The 21,681-nt window shown below is 68.9% G+C and carries 19 protein-coding genes; 7 read left to right on the top strand and 12 right to left on the bottom strand.

Translation table 11 applies throughout. The annotated features are described in order from the left end of the window. Positions 1–3: 3 nt before the first annotated feature. Genes cysW through J2852_RS28035 form a run of 3 tightly spaced genes read right to left on the bottom strand, consistent with a single transcriptional unit; the run spans position 4 to position 2,755 of the window. The gene (gene cysW / locus J2852_RS28045) at positions 4–861 is read right to left on the bottom strand and encodes a sulfate ABC transporter permease subunit CysW (RefSeq protein WP_209882067.1); all 858 of its coding nucleotides are present in this window, start codon (positions 859–861) and stop codon (positions 4–6) included. Next, entirely contained in the window at positions 851–1,684 is an 834-nt protein-coding gene (gene cysT, locus J2852_RS28040; RefSeq protein ID WP_211112366.1) for a sulfate ABC transporter permease subunit CysT, read from the bottom strand. The genes cysW and cysT overlap by 11 nt, the downstream gene beginning before the upstream one ends. A 57-nt stretch (positions 1,685–1,741) precedes the next feature. Continuing rightward, positions 1,742–2,755: a sulfate ABC transporter substrate-binding protein gene (locus tag J2852_RS28035; RefSeq protein WP_281418492.1), complete on the bottom strand. Its 1,014-nt coding sequence runs from the start codon at positions 2,753–2,755 to the stop codon at positions 1,742–1,744. A 239-nt stretch (positions 2,756–2,994) separates the two neighbouring features. On the opposite strand from J2852_RS28035, the gene J2852_RS28030 reads away from it, so the two are divergent. Continuing rightward, complete coding sequence (locus J2852_RS28030) at positions 2,995–4,131, top strand: hypothetical protein (protein WP_209882063.1); 1,137 nt, start codon at positions 2,995–2,997, stop codon at positions 4,129–4,131. A 24-nt stretch (positions 4,132–4,155) separates the two neighbouring features. Here J2852_RS28030 and J2852_RS28025 read toward each other — a convergent pair whose 3' ends face one another. Both J2852_RS28025 and J2852_RS28020 read right to left on the bottom strand, forming a co-directional pair. After that, on the bottom strand, positions 4,156–4,719 hold the full coding sequence (locus J2852_RS28025; protein ID WP_209882061.1) for a manganese efflux pump MntP: 564 nt from the start codon (positions 4,717–4,719) through the stop codon (positions 4,156–4,158). A gap of 283 nt (positions 4,720–5,002) precedes the next feature. After that, positions 5,003–5,644, bottom strand: a complete 642-nt coding sequence (locus tag J2852_RS28020; RefSeq protein ID WP_209882059.1) for a cation efflux transmembrane domain-containing protein — start codon at positions 5,642–5,644, stop codon at positions 5,003–5,005. A 77-nt stretch (positions 5,645–5,721) separates the two neighbouring features. Between J2852_RS28020 and J2852_RS28015 the strand changes: the two genes are divergently transcribed. Together J2852_RS28015 and J2852_RS28010 are read left to right on the top strand one after the other, a co-directional pair. Next, entirely contained in the window at positions 5,722–6,162 is a 441-nt protein-coding gene (locus J2852_RS28015; protein ID WP_209882057.1) for a MerR family transcriptional regulator, read from the top strand. Continuing rightward, the gene (locus tag J2852_RS28010; RefSeq protein WP_209882056.1) at positions 6,159–6,485 is read left to right on the top strand and encodes a YnfA family protein; all 327 of its coding nucleotides are present in this window, start codon (positions 6,159–6,161) and stop codon (positions 6,483–6,485) included. The genes J2852_RS28015 and J2852_RS28010 overlap by 4 nt, the downstream gene beginning before the upstream one ends. Here J2852_RS28010 and J2852_RS28005 read toward each other — a convergent pair. Beyond that, on the bottom strand, positions 6,480–6,941 hold the full coding sequence (locus J2852_RS28005; RefSeq protein WP_209882054.1) for an Lrp/AsnC ligand binding domain-containing protein: 462 nt from the start codon (positions 6,939–6,941) through the stop codon (positions 6,480–6,482). The genes J2852_RS28010 and J2852_RS28005 overlap by 6 nt on opposite strands. A 151-nt stretch (positions 6,942–7,092) precedes the next feature. Here J2852_RS28005 and putA point away from each other — a divergent pair, with 151 nt between their 5' ends. From putA to hmgA, 3 genes are all read left to right on the top strand, one after another. After that, positions 7,093–10,815 (top strand): trifunctional transcriptional regulator/proline dehydrogenase/L-glutamate gamma-semialdehyde dehydrogenase, encoded by a 3,723-nt coding sequence (gene putA / locus J2852_RS28000; RefSeq protein ID WP_209882052.1) that lies wholly within the window; start codon positions 7,093–7,095, stop codon positions 10,813–10,815. Between the two features lie 108 nt (positions 10,816–10,923). Then, positions 10,924–11,853, top strand: a complete 930-nt coding sequence (gene lhpI / locus J2852_RS27995) for a bifunctional Delta(1)-pyrroline-2-carboxylate/Delta(1)-piperideine-2-carboxylate reductase (RefSeq protein WP_209882050.1) — start codon at positions 10,924–10,926, stop codon at positions 11,851–11,853. Positions 11,854–11,937: 84 nt separating this feature from the next. Next, positions 11,938–13,239: a homogentisate 1,2-dioxygenase gene (hmgA, locus tag J2852_RS27990; RefSeq protein WP_209882048.1), complete on the top strand. Its 1,302-nt coding sequence runs from the start codon at positions 11,938–11,940 to the stop codon at positions 13,237–13,239. Here hmgA and J2852_RS27985 read toward each other — a convergent pair. From J2852_RS27985 to J2852_RS27965, 5 genes are all read right to left on the bottom strand, one after another. Next, complete coding sequence (locus tag J2852_RS27985) at positions 13,208–14,539, bottom strand: acetylornithine deacetylase/succinyl-diaminopimelate desuccinylase family protein (RefSeq protein ID WP_209882046.1); 1,332 nt, start codon at positions 14,537–14,539, stop codon at positions 13,208–13,210. The two genes, hmgA and J2852_RS27985, sit on opposite strands and share 32 nt — an antisense overlap. A 53-nt stretch (positions 14,540–14,592) precedes the next feature. Continuing rightward, positions 14,593–15,426 (bottom strand): carboxylating nicotinate-nucleotide diphosphorylase, encoded by an 834-nt coding sequence (nadC, locus tag J2852_RS27980; protein WP_209882045.1) that lies wholly within the window; start codon positions 15,424–15,426, stop codon positions 14,593–14,595. Beyond that, positions 15,411–17,063 (bottom strand): L-aspartate oxidase, encoded by a 1,653-nt coding sequence (locus J2852_RS27975; RefSeq protein WP_209882044.1) that lies wholly within the window; start codon positions 17,061–17,063, stop codon positions 15,411–15,413. The genes nadC and J2852_RS27975 overlap by 16 nt, the downstream gene beginning before the upstream one ends. A 22-nt stretch (positions 17,064–17,085) precedes the next feature. Continuing rightward, entirely contained in the window at positions 17,086–18,084 is a 999-nt protein-coding gene (gene nadA, locus J2852_RS27970) for a quinolinate synthase NadA (RefSeq protein WP_209882043.1), read from the bottom strand. A gap of 128 nt (positions 18,085–18,212) precedes the next feature. Continuing rightward, positions 18,213–19,304: a TRAP transporter substrate-binding protein gene (locus J2852_RS27965; RefSeq protein ID WP_209882042.1), complete on the bottom strand. Its 1,092-nt coding sequence runs from the start codon at positions 19,302–19,304 to the stop codon at positions 18,213–18,215. Between the two features lie 211 nt (positions 19,305–19,515). Between J2852_RS27965 and J2852_RS27960 the strand changes: the two genes are divergently transcribed. After that, on the top strand, positions 19,516–20,022 hold the full coding sequence (locus J2852_RS27960) for an OsmC family protein (RefSeq protein ID WP_209882041.1): 507 nt from the start codon (positions 19,516–19,518) through the stop codon (positions 20,020–20,022). Between the two features lie 548 nt (positions 20,023–20,570). Here J2852_RS27960 and J2852_RS27955 read toward each other — a convergent pair. Further along, positions 20,571–21,518 (bottom strand): replication protein RepA, encoded by a 948-nt coding sequence (locus tag J2852_RS27955; protein ID WP_209882040.1) that lies wholly within the window; start codon positions 21,516–21,518, stop codon positions 20,571–20,573. Positions 21,519–21,681: the final 163 nt, after the last annotated feature.

Below are 21,681 nucleotides of genomic sequence, written 5' to 3'. Positions count from 1 at the left end.
GCCTCAATGCCGGGTCGCGGCCAGCTCGGCCCCGAAGCGCCACTCCAGAACCGCCTTCGCCACCAGCGTGACGAGGGCGAGCAGGGCAAGCACCGAGGCCACCGAGAAGGCGGCGACAAAGTTGTATTCGTTGTATAGAATTTCGACGTGCAGCGGCATCGTGTTGGTCTCGCCCCGGATATGGCCGGAAACGACCGACACGGCGCCGAATTCGCCCATCGCGCGGGCGTTGCACAGCAGAACGCCGTACATCAGGCCCCACTTGATGTTCGGCAGCGTCACCCGCCAGAAGGTCTGCCAGCCGCTTGCCCCCAGCACCAGCGCGGCCTCCTCCTCCTCCGTGCCCTGCTCCTGCATCAGCGGGATCAGCTCGCGCGCGACGAAGGGAAAGGTGACGAAGACGGTGGCGAGCACGAGGCCCGGCACGGCGAAGATGATTTGGATGCCCTGCGACTTCAAAAACGGCCCTATCAGCCCGTGCAGGCCGAACAGCAGCACGTAGATCAGGCCGGAAATGACCGGCGACACCGAAAAGGGCAGATCGATCAGCGTGATCAGCAGGTCCTTGCCGCGAAAGTCGAACTTCGCGATGCACCAGCTGGCTGCGATGCCGAAGACTAGGTTCATCGGCACGGCGATGGCGGCCACGGTCAGGGTCAGCTGGATGGCCGCCAGTGCGTCCGGCTCGACCAGCGCCGCCCAATAGGCGCCGACGCCGCGCCGCAACGCCTCGACGAAGACGGAGGCCAGCGGAAGCACCAGGAACAGCAGCAGGAAGCCCAGCGCCGTCGCGATCATCAAGGCCCGGACCAGCGCGGAATCGCCGGTGGCCGGTGCATGGCCGCGTGCCTTAGCGAGCATGACGCCACCTCATCCAGGCTTGCAGAAGGTTCAGGATCAGCAGCAGGAAGAACGAGACCACCAGCATCATCGTGCCGACGGCAGCCGCCCCGCCGTAATCGTACTGCTCCAGCTTGATGACGATCAGCAGGGGCACGATCTCCGATATGCCCGGCATGTTGCCGGCGATGAAGATCACCGAACCGTATTCGCCGACCGCCCGCGCGAAGGCCAGCGCGAAGCCGGTCACCAGCGCCGGCAGCAGGGCCGGGAAAACCACCCGCGAGAAGGTCTGCCAGCGCGAGGCGCCGAGCGAGGCGGCAGCCTCCTCCTCCTCCGGCGGCAGGTCCTGAAGGATCGGCTGCACCGTCCGCACCACGAAGGGCAGGCCGATGAAGGTCAGCGCGATGGCGATGCCGATCGGCGTGAAGGCGACCTTCAGCCCGAACCAGTCCATCAGCAGCTTGCCGATCCAGCCGTTCGGCGCGTACAGCGCGCTGAGCGCGATGCCGGCCACGGCGGTCGGCAGGGCGAAGGGCAGATCGACCAGCGCATCGACGATCCGGTGGCCGGGAAAGCGATAGCGCACCAGCACCCAGGCGACGATGAAGCCGAAGACGGCGTTGACCGCGGCGGCGGCCAGCGACAGGCCGAAGCTGACCTGAAACGCCGACAGGACACGCGGCGTCAGCACCGCGTTCCAGAAGCCGGACCAGCCGAGCCCGCCCGCCTTGATCGTCAGCGCCGCCAGCGGCAGCAGCACGATCAGGCCCAGGTAGGTCAGGGTGAACCCTAGCGTCAGGCCAAATCCGGGAATAACGCTGGGCTTTTTCAGAACACTCAAGACCGTGCCCCCCGATGAGGGGAGCACGGTGTCGGTCGAGGCCGCCGCAACCACGGATCAGCGACCCTTCTGGTAGATCTGGTCGAAGACGCCGCCATCCGCGAAATGCTTCTCCTGTGCCGCGCGCCAGCCGCCGAACGACTGGTCGATGGTCACCAGCTTAACATCCGCGAAGCGGCCCGCATACTGGGTTGCCAGTTCCGGCTGGCGGGGGCGGTAGAAGTGCTTGGCGGCCAATTCCTGCCCTTCACGGGTGTAAAGGAACTGCAGATACGCCTCGGCAATCTTGCGGGTGCCCTTGCGATCGACCACCGAGTCCACCACGGTCACCGGCGGTTCGGCCAGGATCGACAGGGATGGGACGACGATCTCCAGCTTGTCGGCGCCGAACTCCTGCAACGACAGGAAGGCCTCGTTCTCCCAGGCGAGCAGGACGTCGCCGATCTCGCGCTGCGTGAAGGTCACGGTCGAACCGCGCGCACCGCTGTCCAGCACCGGCACGTTCTTGAACACATCGGCCACGAACTGCTTGGCCTTGGCCTCGTCATTGCCGTTCTTCTCCAGCGCGTAGGCCCAGGCGGCGAGGTAGTTCCAGCGCGCGCCGCCGGAGGTCTTCGGGTTCGGCGTGATGACCTGGACGCCCGGCTTCGCCAGATCGTTCCAGTCCTTGATCTGCTTTGGGTTGCCCTTGCGCACCAGGAACACGATGGTCGAGGTGTAGGGGGAGCTGTTGTTGGGCAGGCGCGACTGCCAGTTCTTGGCCAAGGCGCCGGAATCGGCAATGGCGTCGATGTCGTAGGCCAGAGCCAGCGTCACCACGTCGGCATCAAGGCCGTCGATGACCGAGCGGGCCTGCTTGCCCGAACCGCCGTGCGACTGCTTGACGGTGACCGAGCGGCCGGTTTCCGCCTTCCACTTCTTGGCGAACGCCTGGTTGAACTCCACATAGAACTCGCGCGTCGGGTCGTAGGAGACGTTCAGCACGGTATCCTGCGCCGTCGCGGCAGCGGCGCCCAGAACGGTCAGGGCCAAGCCGGCGGCCAGCAGGGACAGGCGATAACGGAACGACATGACGCACTCCTTCGGTTGCCCAAACTCAGTGACTCACGGCAGAAACGATATACAACAGTATTTACACACAAACACTGCGTATTAATTTCTATTTGTCCCGTAGAGTTTGCCAAAACGCGTCGTGCCTGCAAAGCCATTTTTTGTCCTCTGGCGCAAAAGACAATACACATTCCACACAGGCCCCGGAACCCGGCCCAGAACCAGCTGGTAGCGATGGCGCGGATCGGTATCATGGGGCCATGCCGTCACAGCCCCTCTCCCCCGCCCTTTTGACCGCTCTGTTGGAGGCCGAACGCGCGCTCGGCCGCTTGGCGGAGGTGACCAACGATCCCCTGCGCAAACGCCGCCTGTGGGCTGATGCGGCGCGGCGGGAGGCCTGCGCGGCGGCCCGGTTGGACGGCGTCGCGGTGGACAGCACGGAATTCCTGGTGGCGACCGTCAGCACCGACCTCGTTCCCACCGCCGGGCGGGGGGCGGCCCAATCGGTTCGCGCGCTGTGGCAGGGCGCGCGCTTCTCCCAAGGCGTGATTTCCGCCCCGGCTCGCTACGAGGACGGCCGCGCGCCCATGTGCCCCACCGGCGGCGCGGCGGCCGACGCGTGGCGCGCCGTGGCGGAACTGGAAGCCGGGCTGACCGACCTCGACACACCGGCACTGGACGAGAATGACGACACGGATACGCGCGCGGACGCGCTGCTGCCCTGGACGCTCGGCTGGATGGAGGCGCTGTGGCGCTGCCTGGAGGCCGAGGTGTCGGGGCGCGATCCGGGGCGGCTGGTCTTCTCACCCCAGCGCGAGGGGGAAGCCGTCGTCCTGCTGGAACGGCTGGAGGCGGCGGGCGAGGCCCCTGCCCTGCTCGGCGGGGTCGGCATGCTGGCGGAACTGCTGCGCCCGGCGCCCGACCTGCGGATCCCCAGCTGGGCGGTGCCGTCGGCGCGGCTGATGGGGGCGCTGGCGGTGGCGCGGACCTGCCGGGTGCCGTCGGTGTGGCTGCCCATGTCCGTCGCGCTGCACACCGACCGCACCGCCGCCGGCATCGCCGCGCGCGGCCGCGACGAATCCTGGCGGCTGTGGCTGGCCGACACGGTAGCGGAAACCGCCCGGCGCGAGCGCCAGCGCGCCCTGATGCTGGATCAGGCGGCAACCCACTGGCGCCGCCGGGTCGGGACAAAGCGCCGCAATTCCCGCCTGCCGGAGATTCTGGAGTTTCTGTTCGACGAACCGGCCTTCACCGTGCGCCGCGTCCAGAAGCTGCTGGGCAGCACCTTCCGAGGCGCGCAATTGCTGGTGGACGAGTTGATCGAGGCCGGCATCGTGCGCGAGGCCACCAACCGCGCGCTCGACCGCGTGTTCGTCGCCGTGGATTTGATGCCGTAAGCGCCCCTGATCGAAACCCGCCGCCTAGAACAGGGTGTGCTCGACGAGGATCTTGGCGCCGATGGCCATCAGACCGAGGCCGCCGACCAGCTCGGCCCGGCGGCCCAACAGGGGACCGGCGGCGCGGCCCAGCAGCACGCCGCCGAAGCCCATCAGGAAGGTGACCACGCCGATCAGCGTCGCGGTGACCACGATGTCCAGGTCGGCCATGGCGAGGCCGACGCCGACCGCGCTGGCGTCGATGCTGGTGGCGACCGCCATGGTCAGCAGGGCCAGCCAGCCCGACCGCTTCACGGCGGCCTCGTCGTCCTCCTCGCCACCCACGGCGTTGCGGACCATCGACCCGCCGATCAACAGCAGCAGGCCGAAGGCGATCCAGTGGTCGATGGCCTGAACCTGTTCGGCAAACGACACGCCCAGCGCCCAGCCGATGAGCGCCATGGCGAGCTGCACCGCCCCGAAACTAAGGCCGACCCGCAACGCCTCGGAAACGCTGGGGCGCTTCTGCGCGGCGCCGCAGCCGAGCGCGGCGGCAAAGCTGTCCATGGAGAGGCTGACGGCAAGGGCGATGGAGGTAACGCCGAGCATGGGACTTCTCCGGCCAATCGGGACACGACAGCGCCGCCATCCCCCGGTTGGCCGCGAAGGACGATGCGCCATCGGTCTCGCCGAGCCTCCAGACCAGTGTCCGGCTGCCGCGCGCGCCACGGAGCGTCCCTGAAGTCGGTCGGCCCCGAGTCTGTTGGCGCGCACCCCTCTTCGCCGAGGGTGGCTACTCCCCAATGCTGGGGCGATAACTACCGCCACCCCGCGCAAACGTCAACCTATATGAACAGCTGTTCACACTCTTTTAGAGTGGTTCTAAAAATCCTCATTCCGCGGCCACCCCCGCCGGACCGGGGCGGAGTTCCGCGAGGGCCTGCCGGACGATCTGCGCAGCGCCAGACACCGACAGTCCGGCCATCACGGCGGCCACCACGACGTCGGGCCAGCCAGTGCCCGTGCCGAAGACGCCCGCCGCCGCCGCCAGAACCGCCAGATTGGCGATGGCGTCGTTGCGCGAGCAAATCCACACCGACTGGCGGTTCGAATCGCCGTGCCGGTGGGCGTACAGCAGAACGGCGACGCCGACGTTGGCCAGCAGCGCCAGGGTGCCGACCACGCCCATGACGTGGGCCTCGGGCACGGTCTGATGAATCGCGTTCCACAGGGTCTGCCCGGCCACCCAAAGGCCGATGACGCCGAGGGACAGCCCCTTCAGCAAAGCGGCGCGCGCCCGCCAGGTCAGCGCCATGCCGAGGACCAGAAGCGAAATCAGGTAATTCGCGGAATCGGCCAGAAAATCCATGGCGTCGGCCTGGAGCGACACCGACCCGGCCGCCGCCCCCGCGACCAGTTCGACCAGGAACATCGTCGCGTTGACCGCCAGCGCGATCCACAGGATGCGGCGGTAGGTCCGGTCGACCGGCGGCTTTGACGACGAACAGCTGCTTGCGCAGCAGGACGATCCCATGACGGCTCTCCTTGCAATTGTGTGTGCCGTCCATGACGATGGACCTTCGAGTAACTAGAAGGTCAAGGGGTGTTTCGATGAAACCGGGCCTGAGCATCGGAGCCCTGGCGAAGGCCACCGGGACGAAGGCGGAGACCATCCGCTATTACGAACAGATCGGCATCCTGCCACCGCCCGCGCGCACGGCGGGAAACTACCGCAGCTATGACGGGGAACATGTCCGGCGGCTGGCCTTCGTGCGCCGGGTGCGCGCCCTCGGCTTCCCGTTGGAGACGGTGCGGGCGCTGCTCGCCCTGGCGGACCAGCCGGACCGGCCCTGCGGCGAGGTCGATGCGCTCGTGGTCGAGCAACTGCGCGAGGTCGAGCGCAAAATCGCGGATCTCCAGCGGCTGCGCGCCGAACTCGACCGTCTGGCGCACCAGTGCCGGAACGACGGGCGCGTCGCCGACTGCCGCATCATCGAGGCGCTGTCGCCGCAGGATCCCGCCCCAAATCCCACTCCGGGGGATCGCCCGTGAACGCGCTGGCCGTCTACGCCGCCGCCGCCGTGTGCGAGATCGCCGGCTGCTTCGCCTTCTGGGCGTGGCTGCGGCTGGACAAGACGCCGCTGTGGGTGCTGCCGGGCATCGGCAGTCTGGCGCTGTTCGCCTGGGCGCTGACCCGCATCGACGCGGATTTCGCGGGACGCGCCTACGCGGCCTACGGCGGCATCTACATCCTGGCGTCGCTGCTGTGGATGTGGGCGGTCGAGGGGTCGCGGCCCGACCGCTGGGACATGGCCGGCGCCGCCCTGTGCGTGGCCGGCGCCCTGGTCATCCTCCACGGGCCGCGCGCGTCATAGCGGCAGCGGGCTGTCGTTCTTCACCTCCTCCATCACCGCGTAGGTGCGGGTTTCCTTGACGCCCGGCAGGGAGAGCAGAACCTCCCCCAGGAAATGCCGGTAGGAGGCCATGTCGGCGACGCGGGTCTTGACCAGATAGTCGAACCCGCCGGCGACCATGTGGCACTCCAGCACCTCCGGCATGGCGCGCACCGCCTTGGCGAACTTGTCAAAGACGTCGGGCGTGGTCTTGTCCAGCAGCACCTCCACGAACACCAGCAGCCCGAAGCCGAGCCGGTGCGGGTTCAGCCGCGCGCCGAAGCCGGTGATGTAGCCGTCCTTCTGAAGGCGGCGCAGCCGTTCGCCCGTCGTCGTCGGCGACAGGCCGACCTGTTCGGCGAGGTCCACAGCGGAAATCCGGCCATCGACCTGCAAGGTCGCGAGGATGCGCCGGTCGAACTTGTCGATGTCCGTCATAGTCACGATCTTTTGCCTGTTTCTCCGTGCTTATCGCGGAAAACCGGCGAAATCAACTGTGGAGCCACGGCCGGTCCATTCGTAAGCTTGGTTCATACGCTTGGGCAACAAACAGGCCGCTCCCGGCCGGTCGAACAGGGCGACGAGACCAATGACGATCCTCAGCACTCCGAACGACATCACCGTTCCCGGCCACGGTCCGGATTCGTGCGGCCCTGAGACGCGGCCGCATCCCTTCGCCGCCTTCGCCCGGCCGATCCGCCCGGCGAGCGACCTGCGCGCCGCCATCACCGCCGCCTACCGCCGGCCGGAAAGCGAATGTTTGCCCGTCCTGCTGGAGCAGGCGACGCTTCCCCCCGCGACCGCCAAGGCCGCCGAGACGACCGCGCACACACTGATCGCAGCACTCCGCGCCAAGCCGCCGGGGCGCGGGGTGGAAGGGCTGATCCACGAATACAGCCTGTCCAGCCAGGAAGGCCTTGCCCTGATGTGCCTGGCGGAAGCGCTGCTGCGCATCCCCGACGCCGCCACCCGCGATGCGCTGATCCGCGACAAGCTGGCCGGCGGCGACTGGCAAGCGCATCTCGGCAACAGCCCGTCGCTGTTCGTCAACGCCGCCACCTGGGGCCTGCTGATAACCGGCAAGCTGACCGCGTCGGTCAACGAACAGGCGCTGTCCTCCGCGCTGACCCGGATGATCGCGCGCGGCGGCGAGCCGCTGATCCGCAAGGGCGTCGATTTCGCCATGCGCATGATGGGGGAACAGTTCGTCACCGGCCAGACCATCGCCGAAGCGCTCGCCAACAGCCGCGCGATGGAGGCGGAGGGCTTCCGCTATTCCTACGACATGCTGGGCGAGGCCGCGCTGACCGCCGAGGACGCCGCCCGCTACTACGCCGACTACGAGCAGGCCATCCACGCCATCGGCAAGGCCTCGGCCGGGCGCGGCATCCACGAGGGGCCGGGCATCTCCATCAAGCTGTCGGCCATCCACCCCCGCTATTCCCGCGCCCAGGCGGACCGCGTGATGGCGGAGCTGCTGCCGCGCGTGCGGGAGCTGGCGCTGCTGGCCAAGGGCTACGACATCGGCCTGAACATCGACGCGGAGGAGGCCGACCGCCTGGAACTCTCGCTCGACCTCATGGAATCGCTGTGCTTCGATCCGGTTCTGGCGGGATGGAACGGCCTGGGCTTCGTGGTGCAGGCCTACGGCAAGCGCTGCCCCTACGTCATCGACTTCCTGATCGATCTGGCGCGGCGCAGCGGCCACCGGCTGATGGTCCGGCTGGTCAAGGGCGCCTATTGGGACGCCGAGATCAAGCGCGCGCAGGTGGACGGGCTTGAGGGCTTCCCGGTCTACACGCGCAAGGTCTACACCGACGTGTCCTACGTGGCCTGTGCGCGCAAGCTGCTGGGCGCGCCGGACGCGGTGTTCCCGCAGTTCGCCACCCACAACGCCCAGACCCTCGCGACCATCTATGAGCTGGCCGGGCCCGACTTCCACGTCGGCCAGTACGAGTTCCAGTGCCTGCACGGCATGGGCGAGCCGCTCTACAAGGAGGTGGTCGGGCCGCTGAAGCGCCCCTGCCGCGTCTACGCGCCGGTTGGCACGCACGAGACGCTGCTGGCCTATCTGGTCCGCCGCCTGTTGGAGAACGGGGCCAACAGCTCCTTCGTCAACCGCATCGCCGACAAGTCGGTGCCCATCGACGAGCTGGTCGCCGATCCCGTCGCGGTCGCGCGTTCCATCGCCCCGCTGGGCGCCCCGCACGCGATGATCGCGCTGCCCCGCGACCTGTACGCGCCGGAACGCGCCAACTCCGCCGGCCTCGACCTGTCCAACGAACAGGAGCTCGCCCGCCTGTCCGCCGCCCTGTCGGCCAGCGCGCGGGTTCCCTGGACCGCCGCCCCGCTGCTGGCGGACGGGGAACGGGGCGGCGAGGCCCGCCCGGTGCTGAACCCGGCCGACCACCGCGACGTGGTCGGTTCGGTGATCGAAGCGACGGAGGAGGTAGTCGGGGCCGCCGTCCGCCATGCCGTCGCCGCCGCCCCGGCCTGGGCCGCCACGCCCCCGGCGGAACGCGCCGCCAGCCTGTTCCGCGCGGCGGACGCCATGCAGGCGCGCATGCCGACCCTGCTCGGCCTGATCGTGCGGGAGGCCGGCAAGTCCCTGCCCAACGCCATCGCCGAGGTGCGGGAGGCCATCGACTTCCTGCGCTATTACGGCGCGCAGGTACGCGACGGATTCGGCAACACCACCCACGTCCCGCTCGGGCCGGTGGTGTGCATCAGCCCGTGGAACTTCCCGCTGGCGATCTTCACCGGACAGGTCGCGGCGGCGCTGGCCGCTGGCAACCCGGTGCTCGCCAAGCCGGCCGAGGAAACCCCGCTGATCGCCGCCGAGGCCGTGCGCATCCTGCGCGAGGCCGGGGTTCCGGCCGGTGCCGTCCAGCTTCTCCCCGGCGCCGGCGAGGTCGGGGCGGCCCTGGTCGGCAACCCGGACACCCGCGCCGTGATGTTCACCGGCTCCACCGAGGTGGCGCGGCTGATCCAGCGCCAGCTGGCCGGGCGCCTGTCGCCGGACGGGGCGCCGATCCCGCTGATCGCCGAGACCGGCGGGCAGAACGCCATGATCGTGGACAGCTCCGCGTTGGCCGAACAGGTGGTCGGCGACGTGATCGCCTCCGCCTTCGACAGCGCGGGCCAGCGCTGCTCGGCCCTGCGCATCCTGTGTTTGCAGGAGGATGTGGCCGACCGCGTGCTCGCCATGCTCCGGGGCGCGATGCGGGAACTGCGCATCGGCAACCCGGACCGGCTGGCGACCGACATCGGCCCGGTCATCACCGAAGAGGCGCGGGACATCATCACCGGCCACGTCGAGGCCATGCGCGCCAAGGGCCGCCGGGTGGAGTCCCTGCCGCTGCCGGCCGAGACCGCCAACGGCACCTTCGTCGCCCCGACGCTGATCGAGATCGAGCGCATCGCCGATCTTCAGCGCGAGGTGTTCGGCCCGGTGCTGCACGTGCTGCGCTTCCGCCGCGACGACATCGACGCGCTGGTCGATGCGATCAACGCGACGGGCTACGGCCTGACCTTTGGCCTGCACACGCGCATCGACGCCACCGTCGAGCGGGTGACCGGGCGCATCCGGGCCGGCAACGTCTACGTCAACCGCAATACCATCGGCGCGGTGGTCGGCGTGCAGCCCTTCGGCGGCCATGGCCTGTCGGGCACCGGCCCGAAGGCCGGCGGTCCGCTCTACCTCACCCGCCTGCTGAGCCGCCGGCCGAAATCCGTGCTGACCCTGCGCGGGACGGAGGCGGACCGCGCCCCGGCCCACGCCTACGCCGACTGGCTGCGGGCGAAAGGCCGTACGGCGGAGGCGGCGTGCTGCGCCGATTACGCCACCCGCAGCGCGCTCGGCGGCAGCGTGGAACTGGCCGGGCCGGTGGGGGAACAGAACGTCTACGCGCTGCACCGGCGCGGGACCATCCTGCTGCTGCCGCAGACGGAAACCGGCCTGCTGCTGCAACTGGGCGCCGTCTTCGCCACCGGCAACGACGCCGTGCTCGACGCGCCCGCCGCCCTGGCCGACGTGCTGCGCGGACTGCCGGCCGAGCTGGCCCGCCGGTTGCGGGTGACCGGGGACTGGGACGCGGCCGGGCCGTTCGCCGGTGCCCTGGTCGAGGGCGACGCGGAGCGTCTGACCGCCATGAACCGGCGCATCGCCGACCTGCCCGGCCCCATCGTGACGGTGCAGGGCATGACTGGCGGTGACGGGGACTGCACCCTCGACTGGCTGCTGGACGAAGTGTCGCTCAGCGTCAACACCACGGCGGCCGGCGGCAACGCCAGCCTCGTCGCGATCAGTTGAGGGGGTGAGGAAGGCCCTGCCGCGGGCGGCCTTATCCGATTGAAAGGGTGGGGCATCGCCGTCCATTATCCGGCCAGAAACACCAACCATCCAGAGGAACGCCCTTCCATGACCGCGCCGGTTCCGACCATCCTGACCGCCGAACAGACCGCCGCGCATCTGCCGTTCGACCGGCTGTGCGACGCTCTGGCCGAGGCCGCCCGCGACTACGCCGCCGGGCGGATCGTCAGCCCGGAACGGCAGGTGCTGCCGCTGCCGGAGAACGGCGTTCTGCTGTCGATGCCGGCCACCGCCCAGGACATCGGGATCCACAAGCTGGTCAACGTCTGCCCGGCCAACGGGGCGCGGGGGCTGCCGACCATCCATGGCGTGGTCGCCGCCTACGACGCGGCGACCGGCGCGCCGCTGGCGATCCTGGACGGCCCGACCGTCACCGGCCGCCGCACCGCCGGCATTTCCATGCTGGGGATCCGGACGCTGGCCCGCACGGCACCGAACCACGTCGCGCTGATCGGCTGCGGCACGCAGTCGTCCCATCACGCGGAGGCGCTGGCCGCCCTGTACCCCGGCATCCGCGTGGACGCCCACGCGCGCAGCCTCGACAGCGCGGAGGCCTTCTGCCGCAAGTACGCCGGCCTCAACCTCGATCTGCGCGCCACGGTCGGCGCCGTCGACCCGGCGGCCTCGGTCGTCATCACCCTGACCACCAGCCTCCAGCCGGTCTATGACGAGACGCCCCGCCCCGACCGGCTGCTGATCGGCGTCGGCGCCTTCAAGCCGGAGATGGCGGAGTATGGTTCGACCGCCATCCACGGCAGCGAGGTCTTCCTGGACGACCCGGCCGGCGCCAAGCACGAGGCCGGCGATCTGATCCAGGCCGGTTTCGACTGGGCCAAGGCGCGCTCGCTGGTCGATGCGCTGGAAGGCCGCGTGTCGCCCGACCGGCCCCGGCTGTTCAAGAGCGTCGGCTGCGCCGCCTGGGACCTCGCCGCCGGCCGCTGCGCCATGGCGGAACTCCGTCGGGCAAATCCGCGATAACCACCCCGGCCAAGCTGCCCCCCGGCCACGTCCGTCCTAGATTATGGGCGGGAACCCGATTGGTTTTGCGTGGCGGGGGGCAGCATGACGGCCGATCTCATCTACCAATCCGGCTTCGGCAACGAGTTCGCGACCGAGGCCCTGCCCGGTGCGCTGCCGGTGGGCCGCAACTCACCGCAGCGCGCGCCATACGGCCTGTACGCGGAGCAACTGTCCGGCACCGCCTTCACGGCACCGCGCGCGCACAACCGGCGGTCCTGGCTCTACCGCATCCGCCCGGCGGCGATGCACCAGCCGTTCGAGCGCATCGACCATGGCCGGCTGCTGAGCCGCTTCGACGAGGTGCCGACGCCGCCAAACCAGCTGCGCTGGGATCCGCTGCCCCTGCCCGACCGGCCGACCGACTTCGTGGACGGGCTTGTCACCATGGCCGGCAACGGCGGGCCGGCGGCGCAGGTCGGCTGCGGCATCCACCTCTACGCCACCAACCGGTCGATGGACGGCCGCTTCTTCTACGACGCGGACGGCGAGATGCTGATCGTGCCGCAGATGGGACGGCTGCGCCTTGCCACGGAACTCGGGATTCTGGAGGTCGAGCCGCAGGAGATCGCGGTCATCCCGCGCGGCGTCCGCTTCCGCGTCGAACTGCCGGACGGACAGGCGCGCGGCTATGTGTGCGAGAATTACGGCGCGCCCTTCCGCCTGCCGGATCTGGGGCCGATCGGGTCGAACGGTCTGGCCAACCCGCGCGACTTCCGCACCCCGACCGCCTGGTACGAGGACCGCGAGGGCGATTTCACGCTGGTCGCCAAGTTCAACGGCCATCTCTGGGCCGCCGCCATCGACCATTCGCCGCTCGACGTGGTCGCATGGCATGGCACCTGCGCGCCGTACAAGTACGACCTGCGCCGCTTCAACACCATCGGCTCGATCAGCTTCGACCACCCGGATCCGTCGATCTTCCTGGTGCTGCATTCGGTCAGCGACACGCCGGGCGTGGACAACATCGACTTCGTGATCTTCCCGCCGCGCATCCTGGCGGCGACGGACACCTTCCGCCCGCCCTGGTTCCACCGCAATTACGCCAGCGAGTTCATGGGCCTGATCCACGGCGTCTACGACGCCAAGGAGGAAGGCTTCCTGCCCGGCGGCGCATCCTTGCACAACTGCATGAGCGGCCACGGGCCGGACGCGGAGACCTTCGAGAAGGCGTCCGCCGCCGACACGTCCAAGCCGCACTACGTCACCGACACCATGGCCTTCATGTTCGAGACGCGCGCCGTCATCCAACCCACCCGCTACGCGCTGGAGACGGCGCAGTTGCAGCACGAGTATTTCCGCTGCTGGCAGGGCCTTAAAAAGAACTTTGACCCCAATCGCCCTTAAAGTTGGAAACCCTGAATTCCGGCGGGGCCTTCAGCAGGGACAGCGCCGACAGGGCCATGACCTGGGCCGAATGCACCATGTCGTCGATGCCCACATACTCGTCCGGCTGGTGGGCGAGGTCGAGGATGCCGGGACCGTAGGCGATGCAGTCCTTCAGGTGCCCCACGCGCACGATGTGCTTCTGGTCGTAGGTACCGGGGGAGACGACATGTTCCGCCGGGCGGCCCAGCACCGCCTGGATGGCCCCCTCCACCGCGCGCACCACCGGCGCGTCGGCGTCGGTCATGGTCGGCAGGAAGGCGAGAACCTCGCGCAGCTCGTAGTCGAAGCCGGGGCGCTCGCGCCGCAGTCCCTCCAGGATGTCGACGATCTCGGCCTTCACCGCCTCCGGCTCCTCCTCGATCAGGTAGCGGCGGTCGATGACCATGCGGCAACTGTCGGGGACCATGGGGCTGGGCAGACCCTCGCGGTCCTCCGGCTGGCCGCCGTGGATGGCGTTGACGTTGATGGTGGACTGGCGCGCGCCCTCCGGCACGACGGGCATGGCGGTGCGCTTGGATGCCAGGCGCGGGATCAGCTCCGATTCGATCCGGTGCAGCACGGCCCCCATGTGGCGCACCGCGCAGTTGCCGAGGAAGGGCATGGAGCCGTGGGCGACGCGGCCCTTCGTCTCGATCTCCGCCCACCAGACGCCGCGATGACCGATGCACACGCGGTCCACGTTCAGCGGTTCGGGGATGATGACGTGATCGACGCGCGGGCGGGAGAAGTAGCCGAGCCGCGCCAGATGCCCAACGCCGCCGTAGCCGCCCGATTCCTCGTCCACCGTGCCGGAGATCTCCAGGGCGCCGCCGAAGGGGATACCCTCGTCCAGGATCGCTTCCGCCGCGATAATGGAGGCGGCGATGCCGCCCTTCATGTCGCAGGCGCCGCGCCCGTAGACGCGCCCGTCCTTTACCACGCCTTCGAAGGGATCGACCGTCCAGCCGCGCCCGGCCGGTACCACGTCGATGTGCCCGTTGAAGTGGACGCAGGGGCCCGGCTCCCGCCCCTCGATGCGGGCGATGACGTTGGTGCGGGGGTAGCGGTCGCTGTCGCCCGGCGCGCCGTCCGCCCGCACATACTCCACCTGGAAGCCGCGCGCGGCTAGCCGCCGGCCGATGAACTCCGCGCATGGCGTGTAGGCATCGCCCGGCGGGTTGACCGTGGGGATACGGATCAGATCGCGGGTGAGATCGACAAGGTCGTCGCGGCGATCCTCGATCCTGCGGAACAGGGACTCTCGTGTGCCCGGCGGCATGTGTCCTCCCACATATCTTTATTTCTTATGTGGGAGGATCGGCCAAGCTCGCCCTACATGTCGAGCCCGATATCGAGGTTCGGCGCGCTGTGGGTGATCCAGCCGACCGAGATCATGTCCACCCCGGCCTCCGCGATGGCGCGGACGGTGGACAGCGTGACGTTGCCCGACGCCTCGGTCAGCATCCGGCCATCGACCATGGCGACGGCGCGGCGCAACGTCGCCGGATCCATGTTGTCGAGCAGCACCACGTCCGCCGGCAGGGTCAGCAGCTCTTCCAACTGCTCCAGCGTGTCCACCTCGACCTCCACCTTCACCATGTGGCCGATGTTGGCGCGCACGCGCTCGACCGCCGGGCGGATGCCGCCGGCCACGGCGATGTGGTTGTCCTTGATGAGGACGGCGTCATCCAACCCGAAACGGTGGTTGAAGCCGCCGCCCAGCCGCACCGCGTGCTTTTCCAGAACGCGCAGGCCCGCCGTGGTCTTGCGGGTGCAGACAATGCGGGCGTGGGTGCCCTCCACCTCGCGGACCAGCGCGCGGGTCGCGGTGGCAATGCCGGACAGGCGGCCCAGCAGGTTCAGCGCGGTGCGCTCCCCGGTCAGGAGGGCGCGGGCGTGGCCGGTCACCGTAGCGATGGTGCCGCCCGGCGGCACGTCGGCGCCGTCGCCATGCTCCACCTCCACATGGGCATCGGGGTCGAGGATGCGGAAGGCGGACAGCGCGACCTCCAGGCCCGCAACGCGGCCGTCCTTGCGGGCGACGAGGCGGGCGGTCGCGATGGAGTCCGCAGGGACGATGCTGTCGGTGGTGATGTCGCCGGCCCGCCCGAGATCCTCGGCGAGGGCGGCGCGGACGATGGGCTCGTAGGTCAGAGAATGGAGCATGCGGCGTCTTCCAGGGTAGCTTCGGCGTTGCCGGCGAGGTCGTTCAGGGTGAAGCGGTGGCGCTGCGCCGCCGGATCTTCCAGCGGAAAGTCGGAGCGGAAGTGTGCGCCACGGCTTTCGGTGCGGGCCAGCGCCGCGTGCACCACCAGCCGGCCGACCAGCAGCCGGTTGCGCGCCTCGCCCCAGCGGCGCACGGATTCCGCGTCCGCCGCGCAGCCGCCGCCCACGTCGCCCCGCAGCCGGTCGAGCGCCACGGCCAACCGGTCGAGCCGCTGCCGGGCGCTGCGCAGGGTGGCGCCGTCGCGCACCAGCCCGGCGGCCTGATAGAGCGTGGCGCGGGAATCGGCCGTGATGGCGTTGAGCAGCGCGGCGCCCGCCCCACCCGCGATGGCCGGCGGCTGCGGCAGGGCAAAGGGAGCCAGGGTGGGCAGGGACCGCTCGGCTACGTCGCGGGCGACGCGGGCGCCGAACACCAGCGCCTCCAGCAGAGAATTGCTGGCCAGCCGGTTGGCGCCGTGCACGCCGGTGCAGGCGGTCTCACCGCAGGCCCACAGCCCCTCCACGTTGGTGCGGCCGGACAGGTCGGTGACGACTCCGCCCATGTGGTAATGCGCGGCCGGGGCCACCGGCACCGGATCCGTCCACGGGTCGAGGCCGTGTTCGGCGCACAGCGCCAGCACGGTCGGGAACCCCTCGGGCTTGGCGGCCAGCGCCGGGCGCAGGTCGAGATAGACCGGCTCCCCCGCCGCAATGCGGGCGCCGATGGCGCGGGCCACCACGTCGCGCGGGGCCAGCTCGGCCAGCGGATGCTCGTGGGCCATGAACCGCTCGCCATGCCGGTCGAGCAGCAGGGCGCCCGCCCCGCGCAACGCCTCGGTCAGCAGGGGCGCGGGGTCGGCATCGACGGCCAGCGCCGTGGGGTGGAACTGCACGAACTCAACGTCGGCCAGCGTCGCCCCGGCGCGGGCGGCCAGCACCAGCCCGTCGCCGGTCGCCTCCGCCGGGTTGGTGGTGCGGGCGAAGGCCGCCCCGATGCCGCCGGTCGCCAGCACGACGCGCGCGGTGCGGTGAAACACCCAGCCGTCAGGATGGCGGGCCAGCACGCCGCACACCCGCCCGCCGCGCACCGCCAGATCCACGGCGAAGGCATTGGTTTCCACCCGAATGGACGGCGCGGCGCGGACTTGGTCGGCCAGCGCCGCGACCAGCGTGCGCCCGGTGGCGTCGCCGCCCGCGTGCACAATACGCGCGGCACCATGCGCGGCCTCCCGCCCCAGCAACGGCGCGCCGTCGGCATCGCGGTCGAAGGGCAGACCGGCGTCCAGCAGGGCGCGCACCCGCTCCGCCCCCTCCTGCGCCAGAACCTGAGCACGGGCGGCGTCCACAAAGCCGGCGCCGGCCGACACGGTGTCGGCGGCGTGGTCCTCCGGCCGGTCGCCTGGGCCGATGGCGGCGGCGATGCCGCCCTGGGCGTACGGACTGGACCCGCCCGGCAGATCGGCGGTCTTGGTCAGCAGCGTGACCGGCGCAGCTGGTGAATGATGGTGTATCAAATTCAGCGCCGTCGTCAGCCCGGCGAGGCCGGAGCCGATGACGACCACCTCCGCGTTGCGGACGGTGTAGGGAACGGCGGACATGGCGGCGCCTCTTTGTTCGGGCCTACCGGGGCTTTACGGCCAACATGCGCTCGACCGAGCGGCGGGCGCGTTCGGCCAGTTCCGGGGCGATCTCCACGCACGGCTCCAGCGTGCGCAGGGATTCCAGGATGTTCGCCAGCGTGATCTTCTTCATGTGCGGGCACAGGTTGCAGGGCCGCACGAATTCGGTGTCCGGGGAGGCGGCCGCGACGTTGTCGCTCATCGAGCATTCGGTCACCATCAGCACGCGCGGCGGCCGGCGATTGGCGACGAAGTCGATCATGCGCGCGGTGGATCCGACGAAGTCCGCTGCCTCCAGCACATCGGGCGGGCATTCCGGATGGGCGATGACGACCAGATCGTCGAAACGGCCGCGGAACTCCCGGATCTCGTCGCCGGTGAAGCGTTCGTGCACCTCGCAATGGCCCTTCCAGGCGATGATCTCGACGCTGGTCTGGGTAGCGACGTACTTCGCCAGATACTCGTCGGGCAGCATGATGACGCGCGGCACGCCCAGCGATTCCACCACCTCCACCGCGTTGCCCGAGGTGCAGCAGATGTCCACCTCCGCCTTCACCTCGGCCGAGGTGTTGACGTAGGCGACCACCGGCACGCCCGGCCAGCGCTCGCGCAGCAGGCGCACGTCGGCGGCGGTGATCGATTCGGCCAGCGAGCAGCCGGCGCCCGCGTCGGGGATCAGCACCGTCTTGGCCGGGTTCAGCAGCTTCGCCGTCTCCGCCATGAAATGCACGCCGGCCAGCACGATCACGTCGGCGTCCGTCTGCGTCGCGCGGGCGGCCAGCGCCAGACTGTCGCCGACGATGTCGGCCACGCCGTGGAAGATCTCCGGCGTCTGGTAGTTGTGGGCCAGGACCACCGCGTTGCGCTCCGCCTTCAGGCGGTTGATCTCGTGCACCAGCGGGGCGTGGAACGGCCATTCCACCGCCGGGATCACGTGCTTCACGCGCTCGTAAATCGGCCGGGTCGCCTCGGCGATGTCGGGGGTGTAGCTGTCCGGCATAGCTCGCTTCCTTAATGCTCGCAACGAGCAAAACCGTAAATGCTCTTTTCGAGCATATCAAGCCGGAAAATGAAGGCGCCCTCCGCGCCGGCCCATCGGGACCGGGGGAAGGCGCCTTGAAGAGCCGCTTACTTGCGCTGGGCGGACTGGGAATAGATGTAGGAATCGAAGGAGTTCTCGGCGACGCGGAACCACAGCCTCTCCTCGTCGCGGAAAGGCTTCCACGCGTCATAAACCTTCTTGAAGCGCGAGTTCTTGGCCGACAGCTCGTCATACAGCTCGTTGGCGATCTTCTCGCAGGCCTGCATCAGCTCGCGCGGGAAGGCGCGCAGCTGGGCGCCGCCGGCGACCAGACGCTTCAGCGCCGCCGCGTTGACGGTGTCGTACTTGGCGATCATCCAGCTGTTGGCCTCCCAGCAGGCCTGCTCCAGGATGACCTTGTAGGAGGCGGGCAGCTGCTCCCACGCGGTGATGTTGATCATCAGCGGGATTTGGGCCGAGCCCTCCCACCAGCCGGGCGAGTAGTAGTATTTGGCGACCTTGTGGAAGCCCAGCTTCTCGTCGTCGTAGGGGCCGACGAATTCCGCCGCGTCGATGGTGCCGCGCTCCAGCGCCGGGTAGATGTCGCCGCCGCCCAGCTGCTGCGGGACGAGGCCCAGCTTGCTCATGATCGTGCCGGCCAGACCGCCGACGCGCATCTTCAGGCCGTTCAGATCCTCGGTGGACTTGATCTCCTTGCGGAACCAGCCGCCCATCTGGGCGCTCGTGTTGCCGGCGGGGATGTTATAAATGTTGTGGTCCTTGAACAGCTCCCGCATCAGCTCCAGGCCGCCGCCGTGCATCATCCAGGCGATGTGCTGGCGCGTGTTCAGGCCGAAGGGCATGGCCGTGTCGAAGCAGAAGGTCGGGTCCTTGCCGATGTAGAAATAGGCGGCCGACTGCCCGCACTCCACGGTGCCGTTCTGCACGGCGTCCAGCACCTGCAGCGCCGGGACGATCTCTCCGGCCGCGAAGGTGCGGATCTGGAACTTGTTGTCCGTCGCGGCGGCGACCCGGCGGGCGATCAGCTCGGCGGCGCCGTAGATGGTGTCGAGGCTCTTGGGATAGCTCGACGCCATGCGCCACTTGATCTCGGGCTGGCTCTGCGCGATGGCCGGGGCGGCGACGGTGCTGGCGGCCAGCCCGACACCGGCGCTGGTCAGAAAGGCACGACGTTTCATGATGGGGGTATCTCCCTTCCCTTTTCTTTATGTTTCCACCGTCCGTCATAGCGGGAAACATCCGGCACCTCCAACCCACGCGAACGCAGGTCGGTCCTGCGCGCGGCCATCGGGGGCGGCTATTGGGGCAGCCATCGAGATTGCCGAAGCGAACGGCGCAGGTCATGCTTCCATCGCCCACAATCAATCAACCGAGAGGAAATGCGAGGGCATGGACGCACAGGATCTGCGCGCGCTTCAGGCGCCGCTGAAGGATCAGTACAAGGAGAACCCCGATTCGGCGGTCGTGACGCTGAAGGCCAAGGGGGCTCTGGACGACACCGGCATCGCCTGCAAGGTGGACACCGGCCGCGCCCTGGTCGAGGCGGGGCTGCACCCGGCGACCGGCGGGCCGGGCACTCAGGCCTGTTCCGGCGATATGCTGCTGGAAGCGCTGGTCGCCTGCGCTGGCGTGACGCTGAAGGCGGTCGCCACCGCGCTGGAGTTCAACCTGCGCGGCGGCACCGTGTCGGCGGAAGGCGATCTGGACTTTCGCGGCACGCTGGGCGTGGCGAAGGACGCCCCCGTGGGCTTCCGCGCCATTCGCCTGCGCTTCGACCTCGACACCGACGAACCGCCCGAGCGCATCGCCACCCTGACCAAGCTGACCGAGCGCTATTGCGTTGTCTACCAGACGCTTGCCAACCCGCCGCCTCTCACCCTCGCCATCGAAACCTGAGGAGACGCGAGCTTTGCCACAAGGTTACGCATCCCGTGCGTAGTCTTGTGGAACGGGCGACTCGTAATCTTGTGGAGAGCGAGGTGGACGGCGATGCGGGAGCCCACCCCGATTCGTAATCTTGTGGAAGCCGAGTCGCCGGTGCGTAATCTTGTGGAGGACAGGGCGCGCGTATTTTTGTGGAAGCCCTTGATTCAGCGTGAAATCCACTCATCTCGACGCAGCCGTGCCGCCGCCCGGAGAAACATTGCCCCCGGAGCCCTCCCCTTTCCTCATCGTCATCCCCGCGCAGGCGGGGATCCAGAAGTTTTCCGTACAAGTGCTTGTTCCGCCTGGATTCCCGCCTGCGCGGGGATGACGATGGAGAGGTGGCGGGACACTTGAACTGCTCGTCCGGCCCTAATGTCCGCGCCTATGCGCCCTTGCCGGAGCGACGGCCGAATGCGGACACAGAAACGGCGGCCGGGGGAGGCTGCCCGGCCGCCGTGCGTAGTTTTGTGGAGGCTGTTGTTTTTAAAGGATTTCCTGCGCGTATTCTGGTGGAAGTGCTACATCCCGATCAGCGCCGCCTGACGGCGGTCGGACGCCACCGGCGGAAGCGACGGGTGCATCACCATGCCTTCCCGGTTCACCTCCACCTTGGCTTCCGGATAGACGTTCAGGGCGACGCGCAGGGTTTCCGGGAAGCGGGTCTTGAAGTGGCGGATCTCGTCATAGCCCGCGCCGAACTGCGCGTAGAGCGACTGCCAGGACACCTTGGTCGGCTCGCTCAGCGAATGCAGGCGGTAGGCCAGCCAGATGTAGACGTCGATGGCCATGGACTTGCTGGAGATCTCGCGGATCGCCGATTCCAGAACCGGCACCGGATGCTCGCGCAGCGACTTGAAGAAGCTTTCCGACAGCAGCACCCGCTCTTCCCACAATGAGCCCTGACGGTCGTCCTCCTCGGTAAAGGTCAGGCCGCCGACGACGATGCTGTCCTTGGCGAACTTGCTGCCGCGCCCGCGCGTTTCCGGCTCGTCCCAGAAGAAGGTCAGGTGGCAGGCGGACAGGCGGTTACATTGCTCCTTCACGTCCCGGTAGGACTGGCCGCCGGTGGACACGTTCATCCGGCTCATCCAGTCGCGCATCGAGGCGCCCAACTCCACCTCGCGGCTGTTGGATTGCAGGGCGCGCGTTTGCAGGTACAGCATGATCAGCCGCGCGCGGCTGCCGTAGGGCACGCCGAACATTTTCTCCTTGCCGCCGATCAGCAGCACGCCCGGCTGCACCACCAGCGTCACGCGGTGGCCATCACGCCGCCAGGTCTGGTCGTCGGGGATGCGCTTGTGCGGCAGGGCGGTCAGGCAGAAACCGCTGTAGGTGATGCCCATCGCCCGCGATTCATCGGCCAGCACGGCGGCGGCGGCATCGACCAGCGGGCGCTGGTCGCGCGGAACCAGTTCGCGGGCGCGCTCGCGCCCATGCTGGATGATGAGCTGGTGGATCTCAGCCATGGCCGACCCCGCAAAACCGTCGATGTCCGTTGAGCGTGAAACGACTCTGGTTTGGTTAAGGTCCCGGCGTCAACGCGTATTCTTGTGGTGGAAGCTATTAGTAGCTAGTTGAGTCTTAAGTTATTAGCTTGTGCCACCAAACTACGCGGGAAAAGCCGAGTCG

Source organism: Azospirillum soli (assembly GCF_017876165.1).
Classification (GTDB): domain Bacteria; phylum Pseudomonadota; class Alphaproteobacteria; order Azospirillales; family Azospirillaceae; genus Azospirillum; species Azospirillum soli.
The sequence above is the reverse complement of the archived record's forward strand: the minus strand, read 5'-3'. Positions and strand labels throughout refer to the sequence as shown.

Coding starts and splice junctions, on each gene's coding strand:
- cysW (WP_209882067.1), bottom strand. CDS start 861: ATGCTCGCTAAGGCACGCGGCCATGCACCGGCCACCGGCGATTCCGCG.
- J2852_RS28035 (WP_281418492.1), bottom strand. CDS start 2,755: ATGTCGTTCCGTTATCGCCTGTCCCTGCTGGCCGCCGGCTTGGCCCTG.
- J2852_RS28030 (WP_209882063.1), top strand. CDS start 2,995: ATGCCGTCACAGCCCCTCTCCCCCGCCCTTTTGACCGCTCTGTTGGAG.
- J2852_RS28025 (WP_209882061.1), bottom strand. CDS start 4,719: ATGCTCGGCGTTACCTCCATCGCCCTTGCCGTCAGCCTCTCCATGGAC.
- J2852_RS28020 (WP_209882059.1), bottom strand. CDS start 5,644: ATGGGATCGTCCTGCTGCGCAAGCAGCTGTTCGTCGTCAAAGCCGCCG.
- J2852_RS28015 (WP_209882057.1), top strand. CDS start 5,722: ATGAAACCGGGCCTGAGCATCGGAGCCCTGGCGAAGGCCACCGGGACG.
- J2852_RS28005 (WP_209882054.1), bottom strand. CDS start 6,941: ATGACGGACATCGACAAGTTCGACCGGCGCATCCTCGCGACCTTGCAG.
- putA (WP_209882052.1), top strand. CDS start 7,093: ATGACGATCCTCAGCACTCCGAACGACATCACCGTTCCCGGCCACGGT.
- lhpI (WP_209882050.1), top strand. CDS start 10,924: ATGACCGCGCCGGTTCCGACCATCCTGACCGCCGAACAGACCGCCGCG.
- hmgA (WP_209882048.1), top strand. CDS start 11,938: ATGACGGCCGATCTCATCTACCAATCCGGCTTCGGCAACGAGTTCGCG.
- J2852_RS27985 (WP_209882046.1), bottom strand. CDS start 14,539: ATGCCGCCGGGCACACGAGAGTCCCTGTTCCGCAGGATCGAGGATCGC.
- nadC (WP_209882045.1), bottom strand. CDS start 15,426: ATGCTCCATTCTCTGACCTACGAGCCCATCGTCCGCGCCGCCCTCGCC.
- J2852_RS27975 (WP_209882044.1), bottom strand. CDS start 17,063: ATGTCCGCCGTTCCCTACACCGTCCGCAACGCGGAGGTGGTCGTCATC.
- nadA (WP_209882043.1), bottom strand. CDS start 18,084: ATGCCGGACAGCTACACCCCCGACATCGCCGAGGCGACCCGGCCGATT.
- J2852_RS27965 (WP_209882042.1), bottom strand. CDS start 19,304: ATGAAACGTCGTGCCTTTCTGACCAGCGCCGGTGTCGGGCTGGCCGCC.
- J2852_RS27960 (WP_209882041.1), top strand. CDS start 19,516: ATGGACGCACAGGATCTGCGCGCGCTTCAGGCGCCGCTGAAGGATCAG.
- J2852_RS27955 (WP_209882040.1), bottom strand. CDS start 21,518: ATGGCTGAGATCCACCAGCTCATCATCCAGCATGGGCGCGAGCGCGCC.